We start from the raw sequence: 23,288 nt of genomic DNA on the forward strand, positions 1-23,288 counted from the left end.
CGCAAAGTTTGTCTAAATTTTGGAGATTCTATAATTTTTTTCTTCTATATATTGTATACGTTTATAGCTATAGTATAACAAATAAATAAAAAAGTGCCTTTATAACGAGGCACTTTTCGACTGCATTTCTTCTCTTTTCTTTTTCCTCTTACTAACAACCTTTGATAACGCAATACTTACTTCATAAATACAAATAAGCGGCACTGCAACTAAACTATGAGATAAAAAGTCTGGCGGTGATATACAAGATGCAATGATAATTAATGCTACGTAAGCATACCTTCTTATTTTTATTAAAAATTCCGCCGTAAGTATTCCAATACTAGTTAAAAACATTACAACGACTGGCAATTCAAAAATCACAGCAAATGGAACTGTTAAATTAAGTACAAAATGAAAATACTTTTCTGTCGTAAACATCGTATTAAACATTTCATTACCTATCGTAGTTAAAAAGTGAAATAGAAACGGCATTACAATGAAATATCCAAAACATAAACCTGCGAGAAATAATATAGACAATACCGGTATATACATTATTGTCATCTTTTGTTCATTTGGATGTAAACCCGGTTTTACAAATAACCAAATTTGTATAGCAGCAAAAGGAATTGTACAAACGATAGCAAATACTGTAGCAATCGAGAAAAAAATCCACAATACATCACTTGGACCGAGAACAGTTAATTTCATTGGTAAATCTTTTACAAGCCAAAAATAAATATCCTTTGTAAAAGTAAATCCAATAATTAAAAATAGTACAAAGGATAACACCGTATATATTACTCTTTTTCGAAGCTCAACAATATGTTCTACTACGCTCATTTCCCGATCTTCCATCTCGTTCACCACACTTTATTTATCCATTACAAGGAAAATACACTACATTTTTTCTTTCTTTTCCTTTTCTTGAAATGCGTCATCTGTCAATTCTTTCGTTGATTTTTTAAACTCTTTTAACGTTTCCCCTAAAGCCTTCCCGATTTCCGGCAATTTTTTAGGTCCAAATAAAATGAGTACTGCTACTAAAATTAAAATTAACCCTGGAAAGCCAATATTTGAAAACATTTCCCCATCCCCTTTATTAGTAGTTTCCTTGTCCTACTATTACATAATTTTATTTTGTCAAAAAAGTTTGAAAACGTCAACAAATCCATTGTCTTTTGTCAAAAAAATTCAAAAATATAATCAATTATACAAATTTCATTTTCTATTGTTCTTGTGTATGATATGGTAAGGGAAATGACATATTATTTTATGATAGTAGAAAGGATTTGCATTATGACTGAAAAAATGACACGAATGACCCAATTTGTAAAAGAAGAAATTGCAAATGCAATTACACATGGTATCGGTGCCATTTTAAGCATCCCTGCCTTAATCATATTGATTATTCATGCTTCTAAGCACGGTACCGCATCAGCTGTAGTTGCATTTACTGTTTATGGTGTAAGCATGTTCTTACTGTACTTGTTTTCAACATTGCTACATAGCATTCATCATCCTAAAGTAGAAAAAATATTTACTATTTTAGATCATTCAGCCATTTACTTATTGATTGCTGGCACGTATACTCCTTTTCTACTTATTACACTTCGTGGCCCATTAGGATGGACGTTGCTTGCTATAATATGGACACTAGCAATCGGAGGTATCGTCTTCAAAATTTTCTTTGTACGTCGCTTTATAAAGGCTTCAACTTTATGTTACATCATTATGGGTTGGCTCATAATCGTTGCCATTAAACCACTTTATGAAAATCTAACTGGACATGGTTTTTCACTACTTTTAGCAGGTGGAATTTTATATTCTGTCGGAGCTATATTCTTCCTTTGGGAAAAGCTACCTTTCAACCATGCCATATGGCACCTGTTCGTTTTAGGTGGTAGTGCGATGATGTTCTTCTGTGTACTCTTTTATGTCTTACCTACAGCATAATAAAAAAGGATTCAGCTTACTATAAGCTGAATCCTTTTTTATTACTTATGTAATTGTGATGCGATAACTTCCTGTGTATGCTTCGTTAATTCTTTAATATCCATATTCGCATAATCTTCAGGTGTAATCGGCTTAGAAATTGTTACTGTTGCATGAGCTGGCTTCATACGATTTCCATTCGCTTCAAACATCTTATATGTACCATCTAACGTTACAGGTAAAATTGCTACACCTGACTTTACTGCAAGATGAAAACTACCAGCCTTAAACTCTCCAACTTCGCCGCCCTTACTTCTCGTTCCTTCAGGGAAAATTACGATAGAATGTCCATTCTTTAATAGTTCAATTCCATCTTTAATCGCTTGAAGAGATTGACGACGATCGCTACGATCCATAAATACGCAATTCATAAGTTCCATCCAAGTTGGTACGACTGGGAACTTTTTAATCTCTGCCTTTGAAACGAATCCAATTGGTTTATTTAAGTAACCTAGTAAAACAGGGATATCCATATTACTTTGGTGATTACTTACAACTAGTACTGGCTTATCTTTCGGAACATTTTCAAGTCCTTTCACTTCTACTGCCCCTCCAGCTACACGTACCATTTTCTTACCAAACCAATTTGTCGTTTTATACACAGCATTGTCTTTTTCTTTTGGCGCCATCGTATTTACTTGTCTTTTAAGACGCCACATTCTCGGTGTAATCGCAATTACGATTAAAATTAAATAAAAGATTTTAAAAAACGTTTGAATCATACAGAACCCCCACCTATTATCATTCCGACCTTCATTATACTAGACAAACGAAGGAAAAAGAAGAAAAAAAGTCCAAACAGCAAGTGTTCGGACTTTTTAAGCATTCTATATTAGAAACGTTTTGCTAATTCACGAGCATTAGCAATTGCTGCTTCTTTAATTTCTTGTGCTTTTTCAGGGTTTGCATTCATGCCTTCAACTGCAATATATTCAGTATCATTCACACCGACAAATCCTAATACAGTCTTTAAGTGATTGCGACCGAAGTCTACAGCTGCGTATGCTCCTTCAGAATATACGCCACCTGTTGCTTGAATGTGAAGTGCTTTTTTACCTTCTAATAAGCCGACTGGACCATTTTCAGTATATTTGAATGTTTTACCTGCGATTGCTACGTTATCTAAGTATGCTTTTACTACTGGTGGATAGCTAAAGTTCCACATTGGAGTTACGAATACATAACGATCTGCATTCATAAATGTTTCTAAGTTTGTGTTCATTGCTGCTACTTTTTGTTGTTGAACTTCAGTTAAAGCTTCAAAGCCTTCACCTGCTGCAAATTTACCCCAAGCAGCAAATACATCTGCATCAATTGCTGGTACTGTAGTGTTGAATAAATCAATTGTTACAACTTCGTCTTGTGGATGTTCGTTTTTATAAGCTTCGATGAAAGCCTCCCCTACTGCCATTCCGAAAGAACCTTCTGCTGAATTTGGATTTGCTGTGATAAATAGTACTTTTGTCATTGTATTCTCTCCCTTTTTTCTCTTTATCTTTAATTCAAGATTTGTTTTTTAAAAGTTAATAACTTACCTTATGTAAGTATAATACAAAAAGTTTTAATCAATGTCAATAAAAAATAGCTACTTTTTTTTCGTAAGTTAATGATTTACTTTGTTTCCTTAAAATTTAGTATACAGATATTAAGAATTCTTTCGTATAAAAAGGCTACCTCTACAACTTATAGAGATAGCCTTCTATTACATATTATTTTTGAAATACATGTTTTACTTTTTCAGCTGGAATATTACTCCCGCCTCTACCTTTTACATCTTCAATCATCATTGTAATGACCATATCTGGTGAATTTAAATCAAATGCAGCGAACCAACCTAGTTCTTTTCCTTCGGCCTCTTTTGATACTTTTAATTCCGCTGTACCTGTTTTTCCAGCAAGAGTCATGCCATCAATTTTAGCAATTTTCCCTGTACCATCTGGATCATTAATTACTTTCGTCATTGCAGTTTTTAATATATCCTGATTTCCTTTAGAAATTACATTTTCTTTCCAAGCTTTTGGTTGTTTATCTGTTTTAATAATATACGGTGACGGAATCGTTCCATCATTTACAATCGGCGCATACGTTAAAGCTAAATGAAGAGGAGTCATTAATACTTGTCCTTGTCCATATCCCGTATCTGCCATTTGAATATCATTTTTAATGCCGTCATTTGCAATTTTAGAAGCAGGGAATCCATATTCAATTGGTAGTTTCTCATCGAATCCGAATTTTTTCGCTCCACTCATAAACTTGTCTTTTCCGATTTTTAAAGCTTCTTGTGCGAAGTAAATATTATCCGAGTATTTCATCGCCTTATCAAAATCAATCGGATTTGCATCTTTCACACGCGTTACATAGTAATTACCCCAAGAAGAATCTTTTGTCCATTTTAATCCTTCAATTTTCAACTCTTCTTTTGGATCAATCGTTTTCGTTTCAAGACCAATTGCAGCTGTAATAGGTTTAAATACAGAACCTGGTACCGACAATTGTGTAAAGCGATTTGTCATTGGTTTTTTCGGATCATTATTCCAAGCTTCGCGTTGTGCCTTCGATGTCCCTCGTGCAATTATATTAGGATCATATGCTGGACTACTTACTAGTGCAATTGTTTCTCCACTTTTCGGATTAATTGCTGCACTTGAACCAGCTTCGCCCTTCATTTCATTATACGTTTTTTCTTGAACAACACTATCAATAGTTAAAGTTACATTTTCTCCATCAACAGCATCTGTTTTTGCTAAATTTTTAATTTCTTTTCCTTGCGCATCTTCTACAAAGACACGGCCACCTTTTTTACCGCGTAGCTTTTCCTCTAATACTTGCTCTAAGCCAGCTTTACCAACTGGGTCATCAGCTTGATAGCCTTTCTTTTGTAGCGTTTTTAAATCTTCAGCATTTACCTTTCCAATATAACCAGTCAGATGAGCTGCCGCTTCCCCTAACGGATATGTACGAACATTTACAGGTTTTGTTGAAACACCTGGTAAATCAATGTACGTATTTTGTGTTGCCCCTTCAGGCAAAATTCCAATTGGTACGAGATACCCTGGTTTTACCCATTTAGCAGCTAATTTTTGATCAATTTCTTCTACAGACATATTTAATAACTTCGCTACTGTTTCTTTCGTTTGCGGAGCAGTATCGCCTAACTTTTCAGGAATCAATCCGATTTCAGAAGCTTTCCCATTCGTTGCAAGACCTTTTCCATTACGATCGTATATTTCACCACGTTTTGGCTGTGTTGTCTGCATACGCACTTTACTATCTTTCGTCATGCCAGGGAAAATAAAATCAGGAGTCCAATCTATTTTCCAAGATTCTTTATCTCCATCTTTTTCTTTCACCATTTTTGCTTCATGACCAAATGTGATTTTACCACCAACTGTATCCATGCTTACTTTAAAAGGAACAGGACCTTCATCTTTTTTATCTTCTTTTACTTCCCCTGTTTCTACCTTTAAGTCTTTCACTTCGATACCAGAATAAATTTTTTCATATTTCTCAGTAAACTCTTTCTTTGAAATATCTTTTTTTGCATTTTTTGATAGTTGATCATACATATCTGCAAATTTTTGTTTATTCCACGCTTTTACATATGTATCAAACGCTTCTTGTGGTTTTTCTTCTTTACCACATCCAACTAACATGAATGTTAAGCAAAGAAAAAGAATCCCCCATATCTTTCTCAATCGATTCTCCTCCTCTTTCTATATTAGTACTTTTGAAAATTTCAGCATTTTGACATGCTACCTATCATTATAGCACTATCGAATCTCATCTATAAACTTATATTGGTGAATACAAATAAAAAGATTGATGTGAATTCTCACATCAATCTTTTTTATTATTGTTGCTTCTCATATACATGGTAATAATACGTATACGGGTTTTTTTCATCCGTTAAACCTTTTTCTACAAAAATCTCTTTCCAATTTGTCATATCCATTTCTGGGAAGAATGTATCTCCTTCAAATGCATAATGGATTTTTGTTATATATAACTTGTCTACATAAGGTAAAAAGAGATCGTAAATTTGCGCTCCGCCAAAAATAAAAATCTCTTCTTCATTTTTACATAGTTCAAACACTTCTTCTACAGAATGAACAACTTCACAACCTTCAACATGATACCCTTCATTACGAGTTACAATAATATTACGTCTTCCAGGCAGTGGTCTACCAATCGCTTCATAGTTCTTTCTTCCCATAATAAGCGGGTGACCCATCGTTGTTTTCTTCACGTATTGTAATTCACTCGGTAAACGCCAAGGTAAATTATTATCTTTACCAATTACTCTATTTTCGTCCATAGCGACCATAAATGAAACAATCATTTTTTCATCTCCTCTACAATTATACTGCAACCGGTGCTTTAATTGCTGGATGCGGATCGTATCCTTCAATCGTTAAATCTTCCATTTCAAAATCGAAAACAGATTTCACATCTGGATTTAATGTAAGTTTCGGGAATGGACGTGGTTCACGTGCCAATTGCTTTTCTACTTGTTCAAAATGATTTGTATAAATGTGTGCATCACCAATTGTATGAACAAATTCTCCCACTTCAAGTCCGCATTCATGTGCAATTAAATGTGTTAGTAGTGAGTAACTTGCAATGTTAAATGGAATTCCAAGGAATATGTCACCACTTCTTTGATATAACTGACAAGAGAGCTTTCCATCTGCTACATAAAACTGGAATAGCGTATGACAAGGCGGTAAGGCCATACTTGGTACATCTTCTGGATTCCAAGCAGAAACGATTAAACGACGTGAGTCTGGTGTTTTTTTAATCATTTCAATTACATCTTTTAATTGATCAAGTGTCTCACCTGCGGTCGTTTTCCAAGCACGCCACTGTTTACCGTAAACGTCTCCTAAATAACCATATTTATTTGAGAACTCATCATCTTCTAAAACGTTCTTTTTAAACAATTCCATTTGCTCGTCGTACTGTACTTTAAATTCTTCATCTTGTTGTGAGCGAAGACCAAAATCAGTCATGTCAGGACCAGTATACTCATCACTTTCTACCCAGCTCTTAAAAGCCCATTCATTCCAAATGTTATTATTATGCTGCAATAAATAGCGAATATTTGTATCACCTTTCATAAACCAAAGTAGTTCACTTGCTACAAGGCGAAATGGTACTCTTTTTGTCGTTAATAAAGGAAATCCTTTGCTCAAATCAAAACGCATTTGATATCCAAATACAGATACCGTTCCTGTCCCTGTACGATCTTCTTTCTTCGTACCATGTTCCATTACATGGCGGCATAAATTTAAGTATTCATTTTCAGCATGTTTCATATGTAGGAAAACCTTCTTTCAATCGTATATGGAATTTATCATAACATGAAAAATGGTAAATTTAATAATCTTAATTAATAAAATTTCTTGCGCTAATTCTTACAAAATTATTAACTTTCCATATTTTAAAAGGTTTTCATTTTCTATTACCGAAAGTATAGTGCGGTAGATCAAAATTTATATTTGGAGGTTAGAAATATGTCTAAAATTGAAACACCTGTTATGACTTCTTTACAAACCACGGTTGAAAAAATGATGAAGGATTTAAATGTTCCTGGTGTTGCTGTCGCTGTTATAAAAGACGGTGAAGTTATTCTTTCAGAAGGTTTCGGCTATCGTAATATAGAAACAAAAGAGGCTGTTACACCGAATACTCGATTCGCAATCGGTTCCTCAACGAAAGCATTTGGTACACTTTCATTAAGCTTGTTAGCACAGCAAAAAAAGTTTAATTGGGATGCTCCTGTCCCGTCTTATATACCTAACTTTACTTTATCTGAACTACTTGCTAGCTCACAAGTTACAGGACGAGATTTAGCTTCTCATCGAACTGGAGTGAGTCGTCATGAGGCTCTTTGGTACAGTTCTTCCTTATCTCGAAAAGATCTCGTTGAAAAAATAAAACATTTACCACTTGATGCACCGTTCCGGACTGCATTTCTATATAACAACTTAATGTATGCAACAATTAGCTACATTGTTGAAAACATTACAAATCAAACGTGGGAGCAATACACTACAGAACATATTTTAGAACCTTTAAATATGAGACATACAAACTTCTCTGTTAACGATTCACAAACTACAGATGATTACGCTTTACCTTACATTGAAAATGACGGTGAAATAAAAGCAGTTCCATTCCGTAACATCGATACAGTTGGCGCTGCTGGGTGTATTAATTCCACAATTGAAGATATGGCAAATTGGGTACTTCTCCACTTAAATGAAGGAAAATTTGGAGATCATGAATTAATCTCCTCTGAATTATTACAACAAATGTATACACCACACAATTCAATTCCAGACCAACCGGTTTTATCACTCCCTGAATCTCCATTAAATAGTTACGGTCTTGGTTGGTTTATTAGCGCTTATCGTGGTAAAAAAGTGATTCATCATGGCGGTAATATCGATGGATTTTCAGCGCTTGTTTCATTCATACCAACAGAAAACATAGGCCTTGTCATTTTAACGAATGCTGGAGGAACATTACTTCCTACTTATCTCGCTAATCAAATTTATGACGAACTACTTGAATTAGAATCCATTGATTGGCATAAACGTGCTGTAGAAGATACTAAAAAAATGAAGGAAATGATGAAAGAAGCAACTGAATCCCTCCCTGAACAAATTAAAGGGACTACACCTTCGCACAAGTTAGAGGATTATACTGGTACTTTTGAACATCCTGCATACGGAACATTACAAGTATACAAACGAGATGATTCGTTATATGTACAATTTATGGAAATGGATATTCAATTAGGGCATCATCATTACGACATCTTCTCCACAAAAGTTGACTTATTCCAAATGAAAATGAGCTTATTATTCGCTTATGAAATGAATGTAAGTGGTGAATTCCCATCCCTTCAGTTACATGTACCAGCTACATTAAGTACTCAGCCGCTTACATTTAAGAAAATTAAATAAGTATCTTGATGGTAAAAAATAAAGGTAGGTGCGAATCACACCTACCTTTTCTATTTCATATCAATCTTATCTGGTTGAAACCAAATTGGCTTCGATAACTCAAAGTTATTATGATCCTCTAAAACTATAGTAAGACGCTCTAACATATCATCTAACATATGCGGCGCTGCTCGTAATGTCCAGACAACTGAGGAGAAAACTGTCATGCCAACATACACCGTGTATAATTTCCAGAACTCCTCTGGTATTTTCCTATTAAAGTATCCTTCTATTTGTCCGATTGAATACGGAATACTAATATCCCTTGCAAACAGTGCAATTTTTACGAAATCATGAATTGGGTCACCCCAGTCATAGCCATTAAAATCAACAACACCTACATATTTTCCATCCCGTACAATTATATTTTCTAAATGAAAATCATCGTGTTGAAATCGATTCGGGCGGCTCTTTAAATATATTTCATTTTCTCCTGTGCTATATGCTACTTCATTTAACTTTCTCCACCCAATTATGGAAAACAACTTATTATAAAAAGAAATGGACTCCTCTAAATTTGCTACCCAAAATTCAATATGATGAATGCCTGCTCGCAGTGTATTCATATTAAGAATACGCTCCTTGTACTACTTGCACAATTTCCATCGGCTTATGAACCATGTAATCTGGTGCATCTTTTTTCACTGTTTCAATAACATCATATCCCCAAGATACCCAAATTACGTTCACTCCAGCCTTTTTACACGCTGCTACGTCTCGCTGTTCATCACCGACATATAACATATCTTTCTCTGTTATCTTTTTCGATTTTAAAAATCTTTTTATCATCTTGTCTTTACCGAACAAATTTTTAGAACAATGCACTTCTTGTATATTTTCTATATCATTCTTTTGTAAAAACGCCCGAATATGCTCTTCTGAGTTCGATGATATGACTGCAATTCCGTAGCCTTTTTTATGTAGTTCATCTAATACTTCCTTCATCCCATGGAACAAAATAAGATCTTTTATAGCAGGTTGATACAATTTATAAAACTCCAGCGCTAATATCGGTAGTTTATACAGTGGTACATCGAGTTGTTTACATCTCTCCGCCATCGTTAACTTGCGTAAATACTCAATTTCTTCTTCTCTTACCGTTTTATATCCGTGCTTTTCAGCAATTTGATTATAAATTGGTACAAATATATTTTGTGAATCTACTAATGTGCCATCAAAGTCAAAAACAATATATTTTTGCATTCCCATACTCCCTTTGCTTCTTTTTTCTAAACCTATGTTATTCAACAACATGGTTGTCTGTCCCTTCTATAAAAATAAAAAAGAACAAGATTTTCTCTTGTTCTTTTTAAGAAAGCCATTTCGGCGGTACATTCGTATTCCAATAAATATTTCCTAACTCATGATGTCCTGAGTATCCATCATCAAAACGATGATAATGGAAATTAAAATAATAACCATCTTGCGGTGGATGATCTCTTCTTACATGGAAACGCAATAAATCATTTCCTGATTTCGTATCGTAGACATGAAAAATCTTTTCATTATTCCCACCAGCTGGTTTTTGAGAAATCGCTAATGATTGTAGTGAATCTTCTGGTACATCACTAGCAAGCTCAGCAATTGCCTCTTCAATCTTTGGTAATATTACATCTTTAAATTCATCTTCAATTACTGGACCAATTTTAGTACCAAACTTTTGCATCGACTGCTTCTCTGCTTCTTGCATCGCATAAGTAATAAAAGTATCGGTGGTTAACCTGTCATTCGTTTCTTCATATGTATAGGACGTACTCTCCAAACTTTGTTGCCCAGCTGTGCTCGTAGGCTTGTCCGCAGCTTTGGCATTATCAAGCAATATGGAAGGAGGCGTCACTAAACCAAATGTAAATACGGTAATTAATGCGACTAAGGTTTTTCTAAACCAATTTGGCATTTATGTTCCCTCCCCTTTCACTCATTATTTTTTATATAACGGTGGTTTATTCTATTATACAAAATGATTATAATTTTTGCACTTTACAATTTTGTTAACGTTCACATATTTTTCACTTGAATATGAAATTGTAAGATTTCATACAATATTAATACCACGATATTGAGGAGGCACTTGAATGACTTTAGACGTCATGTATTCCGCCGCAAGCATACTCGTTTTAGTATATTTTATTTATCAATGTGTTACAGACTAGAAAAAGAGCCATCAATGGCTCTTTTTTAATGGTAGAAATACAATCCATACAATCAATAAAATAAAAACAATGCCACCAATCACAGCTGGCAATAAATAAAACCGAGAAAGTATAACTATTACAATCAAGGAAAAGAATAACATATAATTATCTATATATCATTATAAGATATTTATTTTCATAGCAGGAAAAAACATTTTTTAACAGAATATAAAATGTTTGATTACATTTTATTGGAGTTGATAATATGTCTTTTCAAATTCGTGAAGCAACGATAGATGATATAGACGCACTTTGTTCTTTAACGAAAGAATTAAAAGGTTCCTCTATTTCCTATGAAGATATGAACAACCGCCTACAATTCGTACAAATGAGTCCGTTTGATTTTTTATATGTTTACGAGGAAGAAGAAGCTATATTTGGATTACTTGGATTTCGTATACGTGAAAATTTAGAAGATGTAACACGTTATGGAGAGATTTCAATTATTAGCGTTGATTCTAACATACGACGGAAAGGCATTGGACAAGTGTTGATGGATTATGCTGAGCAATTAGCAAAGAAACATAATTGCATTGGCACATGGCTAGTTAGTGGAACAAAAAGAGTAGCAGCTCATCCTTTTTACAAAAAATTAGGTTATGAAGTAAATGGCTACCGATTTGTAAAATATTTTTAAACTACTTTATAAAGTGAAGGGACTATAACTATGACAAACATTAAAGCAATTTTCATTGATCGTGACGGTACAATTGGTGGTGACACTACAATACATTATCCGGGATCTTTTACATTATTTCCGTTTACAAAAGCAGCTTTGCAAAAACTAAAAGCTCAAAATATAAAAATTTTCTCTTTCACAAATCAACCTGGTATCGCAGACGGGATAGCAACTGTTACTGATTTCGCACAAGAATTAAAAGGTTTCGGCTTTGATGATATATACGTATGTCCTCACAAACACGGTGATGGTTGTGAATGTCGTAAACCAAGTACAGGTATGCTGCTACAAGCAGCTGAAAAACACGGGCTTGATTTAACAAAATGCGCTGTAATTGGTGATCGCTGGACCGATATCGTTGCAGGAGCAACAGTACATGCGATAACGATATTGGTGCGCACAGGCGCTGGATACGATGCTTTACATACGTACCGAGACAAATGGGCACATATTGAACCAAACTACATTGCAGATAACTTTGAAGATGCAACGAACTGGGTTTTAAATCAACTATAATACAAATGAAGTTTTTGATTCACTCGAAATAATTTAAAACATAGTTTAAATAGCCTTTTTGGCAAATAATTGTCTTCCACAAAACGGATCACCTCAAAAGGTAGCAAGTTCCCTTTTGATACGCAAACATTGCAATTCAAATTATATTTTTTATTAGTAACAGCAATTAACGTAAAGAAGGAATAGCTTAGTGGCTATCCCTTCTTTATTGACTTCTATTATTTACATTTGTTATCTGTTTTTATTGAGTATTCTCATCGTTTTTATACTCCAAAACATCCCCTGGCTGACACTCTAAAGCTTTACATATCGCTTCTAATGTTGAAAAACGAACCGCTTTTGCTTTCCCATTTTTCAAAATAGAAAGATTCGCCATCGTAATTCCAACCTTCTCCGAAAGCTCCGTTACACTCATTTTTCGTTTTGCTAACATGACGTCAATATTAATAATGATTGTCATATCCGCCACCTCAGACCGTCAAATCATTTTCTGATTTTATGTTAATTGCCTCTTGTAGAAGTCGTTGGAGGATAGCAGCAAAAACGGCGATAACGAGCGAAGCAAAAACGATAATGAGTCCCACTAGCCCAATAGGAGGGTCCATTTTTTTCGCTATAAAATGAAAAAGTGGCAAACTTAATACATACAAACCACTGATTGTAATTGCACAGCGCTTTATATTCTTTAACGCCTTTACTGATAATTCCGAGAACGCTGTGTTCTCATCAATGTACTGTAAAAGATTGAAAGCCTGATAAAGAGCAACGTAAAAAGGCACAGCTGCTCCATACATCACAATGAAAACAAGATATTTCATCGGAGCAATATTAGGATACAAATTTGCTGCGAAATTCGCCATTTCCGGCACTAAAAATATGCATAAAGCAAGTACTGAAATTCCAGCAAGAAAAATAATTACTTTTAAGAACGTTGTTGAACTTCGTTTAAGATTCATTTACAATACCTCACTTATTTAATGGCAACATAATTTTATCACAACATTTATTGTTTAACAATAAATAAATATCGTTTTATTTTTGTCATGTTTTTTAATTTAGGCAAAATAAAAAAGAATTTCTCATTACAAAGAAATTCTTTTTCTTGAAAATGTCTCTTTCAACTTAATTTTTTAAAACGTTAATTCGTAATGGAAATAACGATTATCTCTCAAATAACCATTTTCAGCGTATAATCGTTGTGCTGATAAATTATCAATCTCCGTTTGCAGCTTTACACCTTTTGCTCCATTTTCTAATGCGTATTCTTTAGCAGCTTCTAATAATTTTTTACCTGTTCCGGCTCCACGCTTCGCCGCTTGTACAAATAAATCATTTAAAATCCATAATTCTTTCATTGAAATAGAAGAAAATGATGGATATAGTTGCGTGAACCCAATATATTCGCCGTCTTCAACTGCTACGAAAATAACAGACTCTTTTTTCTCAATTCTATTTCGTAAAAATACTTTTGCCCCTTCTAAATCAGAATCTTGCCTATAAAACATGCGATAGTTATTAAAAACTGATGCTAGTCCATCTAAATCTGCAATTGTTGCCTCATATATTCTCATTTTACTCCATTCCCCTTCCAATACTGTCTCATTATATCCGTTGCCCATTTAGGCTGGTGTATTTCTTCTGTCGGCATAAACTCTTTCATTATTGGTTTTATATCCAATATAGGAGTGCCATCAATAGCATCTAATCCCTCAACAATAATTGATTTACCTTCTCTTTTGATCACCTTTACAATTGTTACAGCTATGCGATTTGGGCGATTTTTCCCGCGCTGTGCAAAAATACCTACTTCAGGATAATCCTTATTATTTCTAGGATGTCTAGCAAAATACTGAATTTGCTCGTCAGTTACTTTATGAAAATAAAAAACAACTTCAATATGAGAAAAATCTTCAACCCCTTGTATACTCTCTTCTGCATACATTTCAGTTAAAGTTATACGAGATCTTACTTCTCCCCACTCATCATCTTTTATTTCCTTTCTTTCATTATGTACAAATGCGATTGGTTGAACTGAAAACATACGCATTCCCCCTTAAATGTAACCACTTACATTATAAAATATTTTCTGAATGTTTTCCAGATATACGAATGAAGTTTACATAATATAATTATACTCTATCTAGAGCTACCTTGACTGCTTCAATTGCATGTATATGAGTTGTATCAAATATCGGGACAGATACGTTTTCTTGCTTTATTAATAACCCTATTTCTGTACAACCTAATATGATTCCCTGTGCTCCTTTTTGCACTAACTCTTCGATGACTCTTTTATAATATTCTCTAGATTGAGATACTATTTTTCCTAAACATAATTCTGTATATATTACTTTATTTATTTCTTTTCTATTTTTTTCTGATGGTACTATTACTTTTATATTATTTTCTTCTATACGTGACTTATAGAAATCTTGCTCCATTGTATATTTAGTTCCAAGCAGACCAACCTTTTGAATGTCTTTTCTTTTAATTTCTTTTGCAGTTGCATCAGCAATATGTAAGACTGGAATATCAATTTTCGCCTTTATTTTTCCAACTACCTTATGCATTGTATTTGTACAAATGATTATAAAGTCTGCTCCTCCCTTTTGTAATGAATATGCCGCATTCCCTAGAATTTCTCCAGCACCATCCCAATCTCCGCTAGACTGACATCGTTCAATCTCTTCAAAATCCACACTATTAATCAAACATTTTGCTGAATGTAGCCCTCCTAATCTCTCTTTTATTTCTTCATTAATAATTCGATAATATTCAGAAGTTGATTCCCAACTCATACCACCTATAAGACCTATCGTTTTCATATAAACAAACACCTACCTAAACTTTTTTTATAAAACTAATAACAACATTTTATTATGTATATTATACACAATAAAACAAGACTTTAAGTTTGGAATATAAAGTCTTGTTTTAACGTAATAATATAGAATAATTGTACTTTCATTTCCAAGGAAATTTTTATAGAATATTCTGAAATTAATAATCTGATATTTTTATAAATTCTTTATACTTATAATTAAAACACTCTCGATACAACTCTTTGATTTCATCATATGATGGAACACGTGGGTTATTAGCTGGGCTACCACTTTCAATTGCATCTGATGCCATTTTAGAGATAGCATTTTCAAATTCAATTTCATCGATACCGTATTCTTTTAAATTTGGAATACGAAGATCATAGCAAAGCTTTTTTATTTCCCCAATCGTATAGTCTGCTACTTCCTCATCAGAATTCGAATACAAATCCTTATTTAAGTTACGTCCAATTTTTGCTAACCTTTTCACTGCACTTGTTTTTGTAAACTCTAACACTGTAGGTAATAGTATGGCATTTGATATTCCATGCGGTACATGAAATAATGCTCCCACTGGCCTTGACATTCCATGAACTAATGTAACTGATGCATTCGAAAATGCAATTCCAGCTTGTAAGGAAGCAATCATCATCGCTTCTCTTGCCTCCATATTATGTCCATCTTCATATGCTATACGTAAATATTTCATAATACTTTCAATAGCTGAAAGAGCAAGTACATCTGTAAGTGGTTGTGAAAATTTAGAAATATAAGCTTCAATCGCATGACATAACGCATCTATTCCTGTTGCTGCCGTAATTTGTGGTGGTAACGAACTTGTCAAAACTGGATCTATAATTGCTACTTTCGGTATAAAACTAGGATGCTTCATCATCATTTTTACATCTGTTTTTTTATTCGTAATTACTGCTACACTTGTAACTTCCGAACCAGTACCAGAAGTTGTTGGAATTGCAATAAGTGGTAGTGGATTGTTTTCTATTTCAATATCCTTTTGGACATAATCCTCAACTTCTCCACCATTTGTATATAAAACCGCTACCGCTTTCGCAGCATCAATACAACTTCCACCACCAATACCGATAATAAAATCGCACTTTTCCTCTTTACAAAGAGATAACGCTTCTAATACGTGTATATTTGTAGGCTCAGCATCCACTTTATTATATGTGCTAACAGTAATACCTTTCTTATTTAGTTGTTGCATACACTTTTCAACATATCCTAATTTCTCCATAATTGTATCAGTAACTATAAAAGCTTTTTTCCCTAACTTTTTTGATTGTTCTCCCAGTTTTTCAAGCGAATTTCTTCCATATAATACCGACTTTGGCATACGAAACTCAGAAACCTCTTGCAAGTCCCCCACCCCTTCTTATCCTAATTAATATTTTATAATATAAATTATCGATTTGATGAATCTTTACGATTCAAATTTTTTAATAGAGTCCTGTTAAAGTATAGAATGCGATAACTAAAAATACAGCAACCGTTTTCAAAATTGTAATAGCAAATATATCTTTATATGACTGTTTATGTGTTAATCCTGTTACTGTAAGAATAGTAATAATAGCCCCGTTATGTGGTAGTGTATCCATTCCTCCTGATGCCATTGATACGATACGGTGCATAACTTCTAATGGAATATCAAATTGATTGGCCGCTGCAATAAATTTATCTCCCATTGCGCTTAATACTATTCCCATTCCTCCTGATGCCGAGCCTGTAATTCCAGCTAAAATATTCGTCGTTACTGCACCATTCACTAACGGATTTGTGAAAGTAGCAGAGATGCCATCTCTCATAATTGCGAAGCCTGGAAGTGCTGCAATGACACCACCGAATCCAAACTCAGCTCCTGTATTCATCGTTGCAAGTAGCGCTCCACCAATACTTGTATTCAATCCAGCTTGGAAACCTGTTACTACTCGCTTCCAATATAATAATAACGTTGTTAAGATCCCTATAATAAGTGCCAATTCTACAGACCAAATTCCTACCACTGCACTTAATTCTACTTTTCCAAATGCTTTCATACCAATTGCAGAAAAATCAAAACCGCTTGGATACCACTTTGGTATCATAATAGTAAACACTTTATTCATTACACCTACTAAAATAAGTGGTATAAATGCAATAAGTTGTTGTGCTCTTGTGATTTCAATGTTATTAATTAATGGCATATTTTTTTGTTCTACTTGCAAAGATGCTGCCATTTCAGTATTTCCATCATTAAAACCAAAATATCCTTCACCTGCTGCTTTTGCCTTCTTACGTCTACTCTCTAAATATAGTAAACCTAATGTAAGAACAAAAATTGCTCCTACAATCCCAAGTATCGGTGCAGCATAAATATCCGTTTTAAAAAATGTTGTAGGTATTACATTTTGAATTTGTGGTGATCCAGGTAGCGCATCCATTGTAAACGTTACTGCTCCAAGAACAATCGTTCCAGGGATTAAACGCTTTGGAATATTAGCTTGTCGAAACAACTTAGCTGCGAACGGATAAACAGCAAACACTACTACATACACACTAACACCACTATACGTTAAAATAGCCCCCATTAATACAATCGCTAATATAGTACGTTTTTCACCAACTAACTCAATAATTGTTTTTGCGATAGAATCTGCAATTCCTGACATTTCCACTACTTTTCCAAATATTGCTCCTAATAAAAACACAGGAAAATATAATTTTATAAATCCAACCATTTTCTCCATAAAGATATTAGAAAAGAAAGGTAATACATAACTAGGTTCTGTCAAAAATACTGCAAATAATGCAAATATCGGCGCGAATAAAATAACAGAAAAACCTCTGTATGCTACGAACATAAGTAAACTTAGTGCTAATAATATAATAACTAACTCCAATTTTACCCCTCCGTTAAACAGAATATTCTAAATTTTATTGATAAATTTCTACTAAACTTTTAATTCTGACATCCCTCCTCTTATTCATACAAATTTTTATGCTAAAAATGTCTAATTATAATTATTCGATTACATATGAAAAATCCCTTTAAACAGAAACGAATTCATCGTCATACGTTATAAAGGGATTGCTAGAATCTATATTTACTGCTGTATTAAATTTTTCTCTACACAAAAATGATACAGTTCTTCAACATCTTTCACTATGTAGGTCGCACTAACTTCAGTCAGTTCTTTTTCACAGCCATAGCCATATAAAACACCAATTGAAGCAATTCCATTCTGATTCGCACCTATTATATCGTGCTTTCTATCACCAATCATTATCATTTCTTCTTTATTTAGTTCTTCATGTGTTTGTAAAATATGAGCAATTATTTCTTCTTTTTTTATTCTCGTACCATCTAAATTACTTCCAATGATGTCTTCGAAATAATTCGTTAATTGAAAATGCTCTATAACTTGTTTCGCAAATACAGTGGGCTTTGAAGTTGCTACGAATATGCGATTCCCTGAACTTTTTAATTGTTGCAAGAGCTTCAGAATCCCCTCGTATACATTATTTTCAAACAATCCACGCTGCTTTAAATACTCACGGAAGTAAAAAACAGCACGTTCAACCTCTCCTTCACTCATATTATATCTCTCTATGAATGATTGCTGAATAGGAGGACCTATAAATGAATCTAACTCACTTATATGTACTTCTTCAATTCCTACTTTTTTTAATGCATATAAAACCGAGTTTACAATTCCTTCTTTCGGATCCGTTAAAGTTCCATCTAAATCAAATAGAAATGTTTTATACATGCTTCATTCCTCCACTTAATTTGCTGTATAAATAAGTGCTAACATCTCTTCCACTTCTCCCTATTATACTATTATTATCTATTTTTTCGAAAAATCAATTTCCATATGTCACATACTTTCAGTTACAAAATACGATAGATATGATACAGTAAAAAAGTTACAATTATTTTAATAGAAACTGGTGAAACAAATGTCAATTACGTTAATTTTTATAATGGCTTTCACAATTGTGATTCACGCAGTTGAAACAAGCTCTTATAGTATTCGATTAGCTGGAGTACGTTTAAAGAAGATTGCGGTTGCCTTGTCTGTTGTAGGAATGGTGTTACTTATTTCAAGAACATCAAACTTACTACAAGCCTTTTTAATCGGTGGTATTGTCGATGAAGCAAAACTTGATTCTTCTATTAATTTAGAGCATATTATACGACTCGTACTATTATCGGCTTCTATCGGTACATTAATCGCGATCATTCTTTATCCAACTTTGACAAAATTATTTGGATATGTCATTCAAAACTTTGAAACAGACGGTTCTTTCATTCGAATGATGAAAACGAATAACATTCAAAAATTAAAGTACACAAAAAAATATGTCCGTTTTCCAAAGTTAGAAATGATTCATAGACTGCGTATCGGTGGTATTCCAAAGCGTATTATGCTTATTAACATGTTTGCTACTGCTATTTATACAGCAGGGGTACTTTCAGCCCTTTACGCTTCTTTTTTAAATCCAGATTATGCAACAAATGCAAGTACAGCTTCTGGCCTTGTAAATGGTTTCGCCACTATTTTATTAACTGTATTACTCGATCCACGCATTGCTCTTTTAACAGAACGTGCTCTACAATCAGAAAGCGGTGCTGAATCTATGAGTAAAATGTATGGTTGGCTAATGATTTCTAGACTTCTCGGCACATTATTAGCACAACTGCTATTTGTACCAGGTGCTTACTGGATTTTATGGATTATTGAACTGATGCATTAATTTACTAGAAAGGTGAATTTATCAATGAAGATCAAAACAGAGAAAGATATAATTCGCTTAATAGAAAACGACGAATGGATGATGAATGTATTACAAATGGCAAAATCACTAGAGCTACCTGATTGGTGGATTTGTGCCGGATTTGTTCGTTCTAAAATTTGGGATACTTTACATGACTATGAAGCGAAAACGGCTATGCCTGATGTTGATGTGATTTATTATGATAGTCTACATCAAGATGAGATATACGAACAATCATTAGAAACGAAATTAATGAATATTGATGCTACTATCCCTTGGTCTGTAAAAAATCAAGCTCGTATGCATGTAGTGAATAATATGCCACCATATTCTTCTTCTGTTAATGCTATTTCTAAATTCCCTGAAACAGCAACGGCTTTAGGAGTTACACTTGATGAACTAAACAACGTTATCTTAACAGCCCCATGGGGTATTGAAGATGTCCTTTCCTTACAAGTGAAACCAACAGCTCATTTTCTTGAATCGAAAGAACGATTACATATGTACAAAAACAGAGTTATAAAAAAGAATTGGCAAAGTAAGTGGCCTAACATCACAATCACATATCCAGAAATTTAGAAAGGGTGCCTCTCATTTATAGAAGCACCCTTTTCTTCATTTCAAAAAATGTATGACTGTTTCTGCAAATCTATCTGCTTCCTCATAATGAGGTGAATGACCGCTCTCTTCAAATACGATATACTTGCCGTTTCGGGCATCTTTATTAAATGTTTTAATTTGTTCTTCACACGTTACTACATCATGTTTTCCTACTATTAATAACATTAGATTTTGTACATCTTTTATTTTTGATAATAATGATGTATGACATGCTCCCTCTAATTTTAATCTATCAAAGTGAATTTTGGAGCGATTTGAAAATATTTCCCACTCTTCATCACTGTATAAACTCTCATCTGTCCTATCTTCCTTATTATTGTAAATCTCCATTCTTTTTTCTTCTAATTCAGCGCTTAATCTTATATAAGCTTCTAACAACTCTTCTGAACTAGCATCGCTAGATGAATAAGCAAAGCATTCTTTTGCTATTTCTTCTTTTCCATACTTTTTTAATAAATGCCCTGTCTTTTGTAACAAAGCCCTACTTGTTAATGCAAAATTAAAAGTTGGTCCTTCAAATATTATTTTCTCTATTGAACTTGGATATATCGACGCATAAAGCAATGCTACATATCCACCGAAAGAGTGTCCAATTATAGACCACTTCTCCATTTGTAATACTTTTTTTAATTCCTCACAGTCTTCAATCAAATCATTTAATCCAAAAGCTTCGTCTTCAGTAATTTCTTCTGAGCGACAAACACCTCTTTGATCTATCATAATTACATATAGAGAATCTTTTAAACGTTCCGCTTGATGAAATGAAAAATCATAACAACTTTCTCCTGGTCCACCATGCAAGTATAAGACTGGCTTATTTTTAGGATTTCCATGTGTTTCAACGTATAGCTTTTTCCCTCTAATATTCATATATTTCCCTGCTTCTATCAAATTTTTCTTTATGATCATCACCCCTTTTTTTACTGAATATTATAACATTTAATATTAAATAATCCCTATCACATTTAAGAAGACGATAATTATTGCAAGTGGTGCTACAAATCGAAGTAAAAATACCCAACAAGTAAATACTTTCTTTCCATAATTTCCACCTACAAAAAACTCTGCTTCTAGTACCTTCTTCTCCATTTTGAATGAAACGAAAATACTAATAAATAGTGCTCCAAGTGGCATTAATATATTACTAGATAAAAAGTCTACTGCATCAAAAATATTCTTTCCAAAAATCGTAATATCACTCCATACTCCAAATGATAACGCAGATGGTATACCTACTAAGAAAATGCAGAAGCCGATCATCCATGATAATTTCGTTCTTCTTTCTTGTTCACCATTTGCTAATGCTGAAACAACAGTCTCTAGTAAAGAAAATGCCGATGTTAATGTCGCAAATGTAAATAGTGCAAGAAATACTGTTAAGAAAAATCCACCGAATGGGATTTGACTAAATACAGATGGTAATACGATAAACAGTAATCCAGGTCCTTCTGTTGGCTCCATTCCTAATGAAAATACAGCTGGAAAAATAGCAAGACCTGCAAATAATGAAACAAATAAATTTAATCCAACAATTGTTATTGCTGATTTTGGTAAACTTTCTTTTTTATTTAAATAGGAACTATACGTAACCATAATTGAAATCCCGATACTAATTGCAAAGAATGATTGCCCCATTGCGAACAAAATACTTTCCGAAGTAATCTTTGAGAAATCTGGTTGTAAGAAAAACTTCACACCTTTCATTGCATCATCAAGTGTTAACGAACGAATAATAAGAGCGACAAATAAAACGAACAATGCTGGCAACATATATTTACTTGCTTTTTCAATTCCGTTTTGTACACCCTTTGATACAACCCATATCGTAATGAACATAAAAGCGAAATGTCCCATAATAGCCCAAGCAGGATTCCCAATTGTTTCAGTAAATAATGTACCGTAATTTTGTCCTGGAATAATCAGTTGTCCAGTTATTCCTCTGAATAAATAAATTAGTACCCATCCACCTACAACACTATAAAACGAAAGTAGTATAAAACAAGTTCCAACACCAAGGCGTCCAATCCAATGCCATCCTGTATTTGGTGCGATGCTTTTAAATGCTCCAACTGCTTGTTTCTGCGTACTGCGTCCAATCATAAATTCAGCTATAAGTAGCGGTAGTCCAATTAAAACAGTAAATAATATAAATATTAAAAAGAACGCTCCTCCCCCACTCTTCCCAGCGATATAAGGGAACTTCCATATCGCACCAAGTCCAATTGCTGATCCGGCTGCCGCCATTATAAAACCTAATTTCGAAGTCCATTGCTCCGTCTGTTTCATCTCATTTTCCTCCTAATTAAATCTTTTTATATAAATAAATAAATTTTATAAACCTATTCAAATAAACCCTCCATTTCTTCTTCCATATAATAGAAAAATGGCCTAGCATCTCTATATAAAGAGACGCTAAGCCATTTACTTAACGCGGTACCACCCTTATTGATTCCATTATGAATCCACCTTAGTAGTAATCGTTTGATTACAAACCTAATATCGAAGGTTAACCGTTAAGATTTACTAAGAATGTAATTCCGTTCCACCTTACTGCTCCTAGGCGAGTTCAGGATGTCATTTGACTATGTCACACCAACCCATAGCTCTCTGTACAAATACATGACCTTACTACTCCTATTCAACACATTTTAATATTTAGAATATATTTTCTTTTGAAATTAATATGAAG

General features: G+C 33.7%; 25 protein-coding genes, 2 pseudogenes and 1 other annotated feature. Of the genes and pseudogenes, 6 read left to right on the forward strand and 21 right to left on the reverse strand.

Features of this window, described 5'->3' with window-relative positions; all coding sequences use genetic code 11:
• Positions 1-99: 99 nt before the first annotated feature.
• Positions 100-840 (reverse strand): twin-arginine translocase subunit TatC, encoded by a 741-nt coding sequence (gene tatC / locus D1166_RS05800; RefSeq protein WP_000390120.1) that lies wholly within the window; start codon positions 838-840, stop codon positions 100-102.
• 42 nt (positions 841-882) lie between these two features.
• Positions 883-1,068, reverse strand: coding sequence for a twin-arginine translocase TatA/TatE family subunit (locus D1166_RS05805; RefSeq protein ID WP_000492443.1), 186 nt, complete (start codon positions 1,066-1,068; stop codon positions 883-885).
• Between the two features lie 213 nt (positions 1,069-1,281).
• Here D1166_RS05805 and trhA point away from each other — a divergent pair, with 213 nt between their 5' ends.
• Entirely contained in the window at positions 1,282-1,938 is a 657-nt protein-coding gene (gene trhA / locus D1166_RS05810) for a PAQR family membrane homeostasis protein TrhA (protein WP_000136889.1), read from the forward strand.
• A gap of 41 nt (positions 1,939-1,979) precedes the next feature.
• Here the strand turns inward: trhA and D1166_RS05815 are convergent, their stop codons facing one another.
• From D1166_RS05815 to D1166_RS05835, 5 genes are all read right to left on the reverse strand, one after another.
• The gene (locus D1166_RS05815; RefSeq protein WP_000616577.1) at positions 1,980-2,699 is read right to left on the reverse strand and encodes a lysophospholipid acyltransferase family protein; all 720 of its coding nucleotides are present in this window, start codon (positions 2,697-2,699) and stop codon (positions 1,980-1,982) included.
• Between the two features lie 110 nt (positions 2,700-2,809).
• Positions 2,810-3,445, reverse strand: coding sequence for an FMN-dependent NADH-azoreductase (locus D1166_RS05820; protein ID WP_000170025.1), 636 nt, complete (start codon positions 3,443-3,445; stop codon positions 2,810-2,812).
• Between the two features lie 241 nt (positions 3,446-3,686).
• A complete protein-coding gene (gene pbpC / locus D1166_RS05825) occupies positions 3,687-5,672 on the reverse strand; it encodes a penicillin-binding protein 3 (protein WP_070757418.1) in 1,986 nt (661 codons plus the stop codon).
• Positions 5,673-5,827: 155 nt separating this feature from the next.
• Positions 5,828-6,316, reverse strand: a complete 489-nt coding sequence (locus D1166_RS05830; RefSeq protein ID WP_000637207.1) for a dihydrofolate reductase — start codon at positions 6,314-6,316, stop codon at positions 5,828-5,830.
• Between the two features lie 19 nt (positions 6,317-6,335).
• Entirely contained in the window at positions 6,336-7,292 is a 957-nt protein-coding gene (locus D1166_RS05835; RefSeq protein WP_000679609.1) for a thymidylate synthase, read from the reverse strand.
• 198 nt (positions 7,293-7,490) lie between these two features.
• Between D1166_RS05835 and D1166_RS05840 the strand changes: the two genes are divergently transcribed.
• Complete coding sequence (locus tag D1166_RS05840) at positions 7,491-8,948, forward strand: serine hydrolase (RefSeq protein WP_000034348.1); 1,458 nt, start codon at positions 7,491-7,493, stop codon at positions 8,946-8,948.
• Positions 8,949-8,998: 50 nt separating this feature from the next.
• Here the strand turns inward: D1166_RS05840 and D1166_RS05845 are convergent.
• The 4 genes and pseudogenes from D1166_RS05845 to D1166_RS31720 form a co-directional block, all read right to left on the reverse strand.
• Positions 8,999-9,418 (reverse strand): annotated as a pseudogene (locus D1166_RS05845) (aminoglycoside phosphotransferase family protein); the annotation flags it as partial.
• Positions 9,419-9,554: 136 nt separating this feature from the next.
• Positions 9,555-10,190 (reverse strand): HAD family hydrolase, encoded by a 636-nt coding sequence (locus D1166_RS05850; RefSeq protein ID WP_118043262.1) that lies wholly within the window; start codon positions 10,188-10,190, stop codon positions 9,555-9,557.
• 106 nt (positions 10,191-10,296) lie between these two features.
• Entirely contained in the window at positions 10,297-10,884 is a 588-nt protein-coding gene (locus D1166_RS05855) for a YpjP family protein (protein WP_001134421.1), read from the reverse strand.
• 267 nt (positions 10,885-11,151) lie between these two features.
• Positions 11,152-11,262, reverse strand: a pseudogene (locus D1166_RS31720) (ABC transporter permease); the annotation flags it as partial.
• 125 nt (positions 11,263-11,387) lie between these two features.
• Here D1166_RS31720 and D1166_RS05865 point away from each other — a divergent pair.
• Together D1166_RS05865 and D1166_RS05870 are read left to right on the forward strand one after the other, a co-directional pair.
• A complete protein-coding gene (locus tag D1166_RS05865; RefSeq protein ID WP_000009774.1) occupies positions 11,388-11,819 on the forward strand; it encodes a GNAT family N-acetyltransferase in 432 nt (143 codons plus the stop codon).
• A 30-nt stretch (positions 11,820-11,849) separates the two neighbouring features.
• Positions 11,850-12,377, forward strand: coding sequence for an HAD-IIIA family hydrolase (locus tag D1166_RS05870; RefSeq protein ID WP_000181778.1), 528 nt, complete (start codon positions 11,850-11,852; stop codon positions 12,375-12,377).
• Positions 12,378-12,618: 241 nt separating this feature from the next.
• Here D1166_RS05870 and D1166_RS05875 read toward each other — a convergent pair whose 3' ends face one another.
• From D1166_RS05875 to D1166_RS05910, 8 genes are all read right to left on the reverse strand, one after another.
• On the reverse strand, positions 12,619-12,837 hold the full coding sequence (locus D1166_RS05875; protein WP_000152535.1) for a helix-turn-helix domain-containing protein: 219 nt from the start codon (positions 12,835-12,837) through the stop codon (positions 12,619-12,621).
• Between the two features lie 10 nt (positions 12,838-12,847).
• The gene (locus D1166_RS05880) at positions 12,848-13,333 is read right to left on the reverse strand and encodes a DUF2975 domain-containing protein (protein ID WP_001050149.1); all 486 of its coding nucleotides are present in this window, start codon (positions 13,331-13,333) and stop codon (positions 12,848-12,850) included.
• 174 nt (positions 13,334-13,507) lie between these two features.
• Positions 13,508-13,948 carry a GNAT family N-acetyltransferase gene (locus D1166_RS05885; RefSeq protein WP_001223866.1) on the reverse strand — a complete coding sequence of 147 codons (441 nt, stop codon included), beginning with the start codon at positions 13,946-13,948 and terminating at the stop codon, positions 13,508-13,510.
• Positions 13,945-14,418: an SAM-dependent methyltransferase gene (locus D1166_RS05890; protein ID WP_000493253.1), complete on the reverse strand. Its 474-nt coding sequence runs from the start codon at positions 14,416-14,418 to the stop codon at positions 13,945-13,947. The genes D1166_RS05885 and D1166_RS05890 overlap by 4 nt, the downstream gene beginning before the upstream one ends.
• 88 nt (positions 14,419-14,506) lie before the next feature.
• Positions 14,507-15,202: an aspartate/glutamate racemase family protein gene (locus D1166_RS05895; RefSeq protein WP_000848571.1), complete on the reverse strand. Its 696-nt coding sequence runs from the start codon at positions 15,200-15,202 to the stop codon at positions 14,507-14,509.
• 175 nt (positions 15,203-15,377) lie between these two features.
• The gene (locus D1166_RS05900; RefSeq protein WP_001158663.1) at positions 15,378-16,580 is read right to left on the reverse strand and encodes an iron-containing alcohol dehydrogenase; all 1,203 of its coding nucleotides are present in this window, start codon (positions 16,578-16,580) and stop codon (positions 15,378-15,380) included.
• A gap of 79 nt (positions 16,581-16,659) precedes the next feature.
• A complete protein-coding gene (locus D1166_RS05905) occupies positions 16,660-18,099 on the reverse strand; it encodes a GntP family permease (RefSeq protein WP_000424327.1) in 1,440 nt (479 codons plus the stop codon).
• A 204-nt stretch (positions 18,100-18,303) separates the two neighbouring features.
• Positions 18,304-18,969 carry an HAD family hydrolase gene (locus D1166_RS05910; protein ID WP_000278478.1) on the reverse strand — a complete coding sequence of 222 codons (666 nt, stop codon included), beginning with the start codon at positions 18,967-18,969 and terminating at the stop codon, positions 18,304-18,306.
• Between the two features lie 190 nt (positions 18,970-19,159).
• On the opposite strand from D1166_RS05910, the gene D1166_RS05915 reads away from it, so the two are divergent.
• A complete protein-coding gene (locus D1166_RS05915; protein WP_000028915.1) occupies positions 19,160-19,957 on the forward strand; it encodes a lipid II flippase Amj family protein in 798 nt (265 codons plus the stop codon).
• A 24-nt stretch (positions 19,958-19,981) separates the two neighbouring features.
• Complete coding sequence (locus D1166_RS05920) at positions 19,982-20,557, forward strand: nucleotidyltransferase family protein (RefSeq protein WP_000695359.1); 576 nt, start codon at positions 19,982-19,984, stop codon at positions 20,555-20,557.
• A gap of 36 nt (positions 20,558-20,593) precedes the next feature.
• Here D1166_RS05920 and D1166_RS05925 read toward each other — a convergent pair whose 3' ends face one another.
• Positions 20,594-21,469 carry an alpha/beta fold hydrolase gene (locus D1166_RS05925; RefSeq protein WP_001987560.1) on the reverse strand — a complete coding sequence of 292 codons (876 nt, stop codon included), beginning with the start codon at positions 21,467-21,469 and terminating at the stop codon, positions 20,594-20,596.
• 75 nt (positions 21,470-21,544) lie between these two features.
• Complete coding sequence (locus D1166_RS05930) at positions 21,545-22,885, reverse strand: sodium-dependent transporter (protein ID WP_000814530.1); 1,341 nt, start codon at positions 22,883-22,885, stop codon at positions 21,545-21,547.
• Positions 22,886-23,001: 116 nt separating this feature from the next.
• Positions 23,002-23,250 (reverse strand) — a binding site (T-box leader).
• Between the last annotated feature and the right edge of the window lie 38 nt (positions 23,251-23,288).

This window comes from Bacillus sp. ISO11 (assembly GCF_003458115.1).
GTDB lineage: Bacteria > Bacillota > Bacilli > Bacillales > Bacillaceae_G > Bacillus_A > Bacillus_A cereus.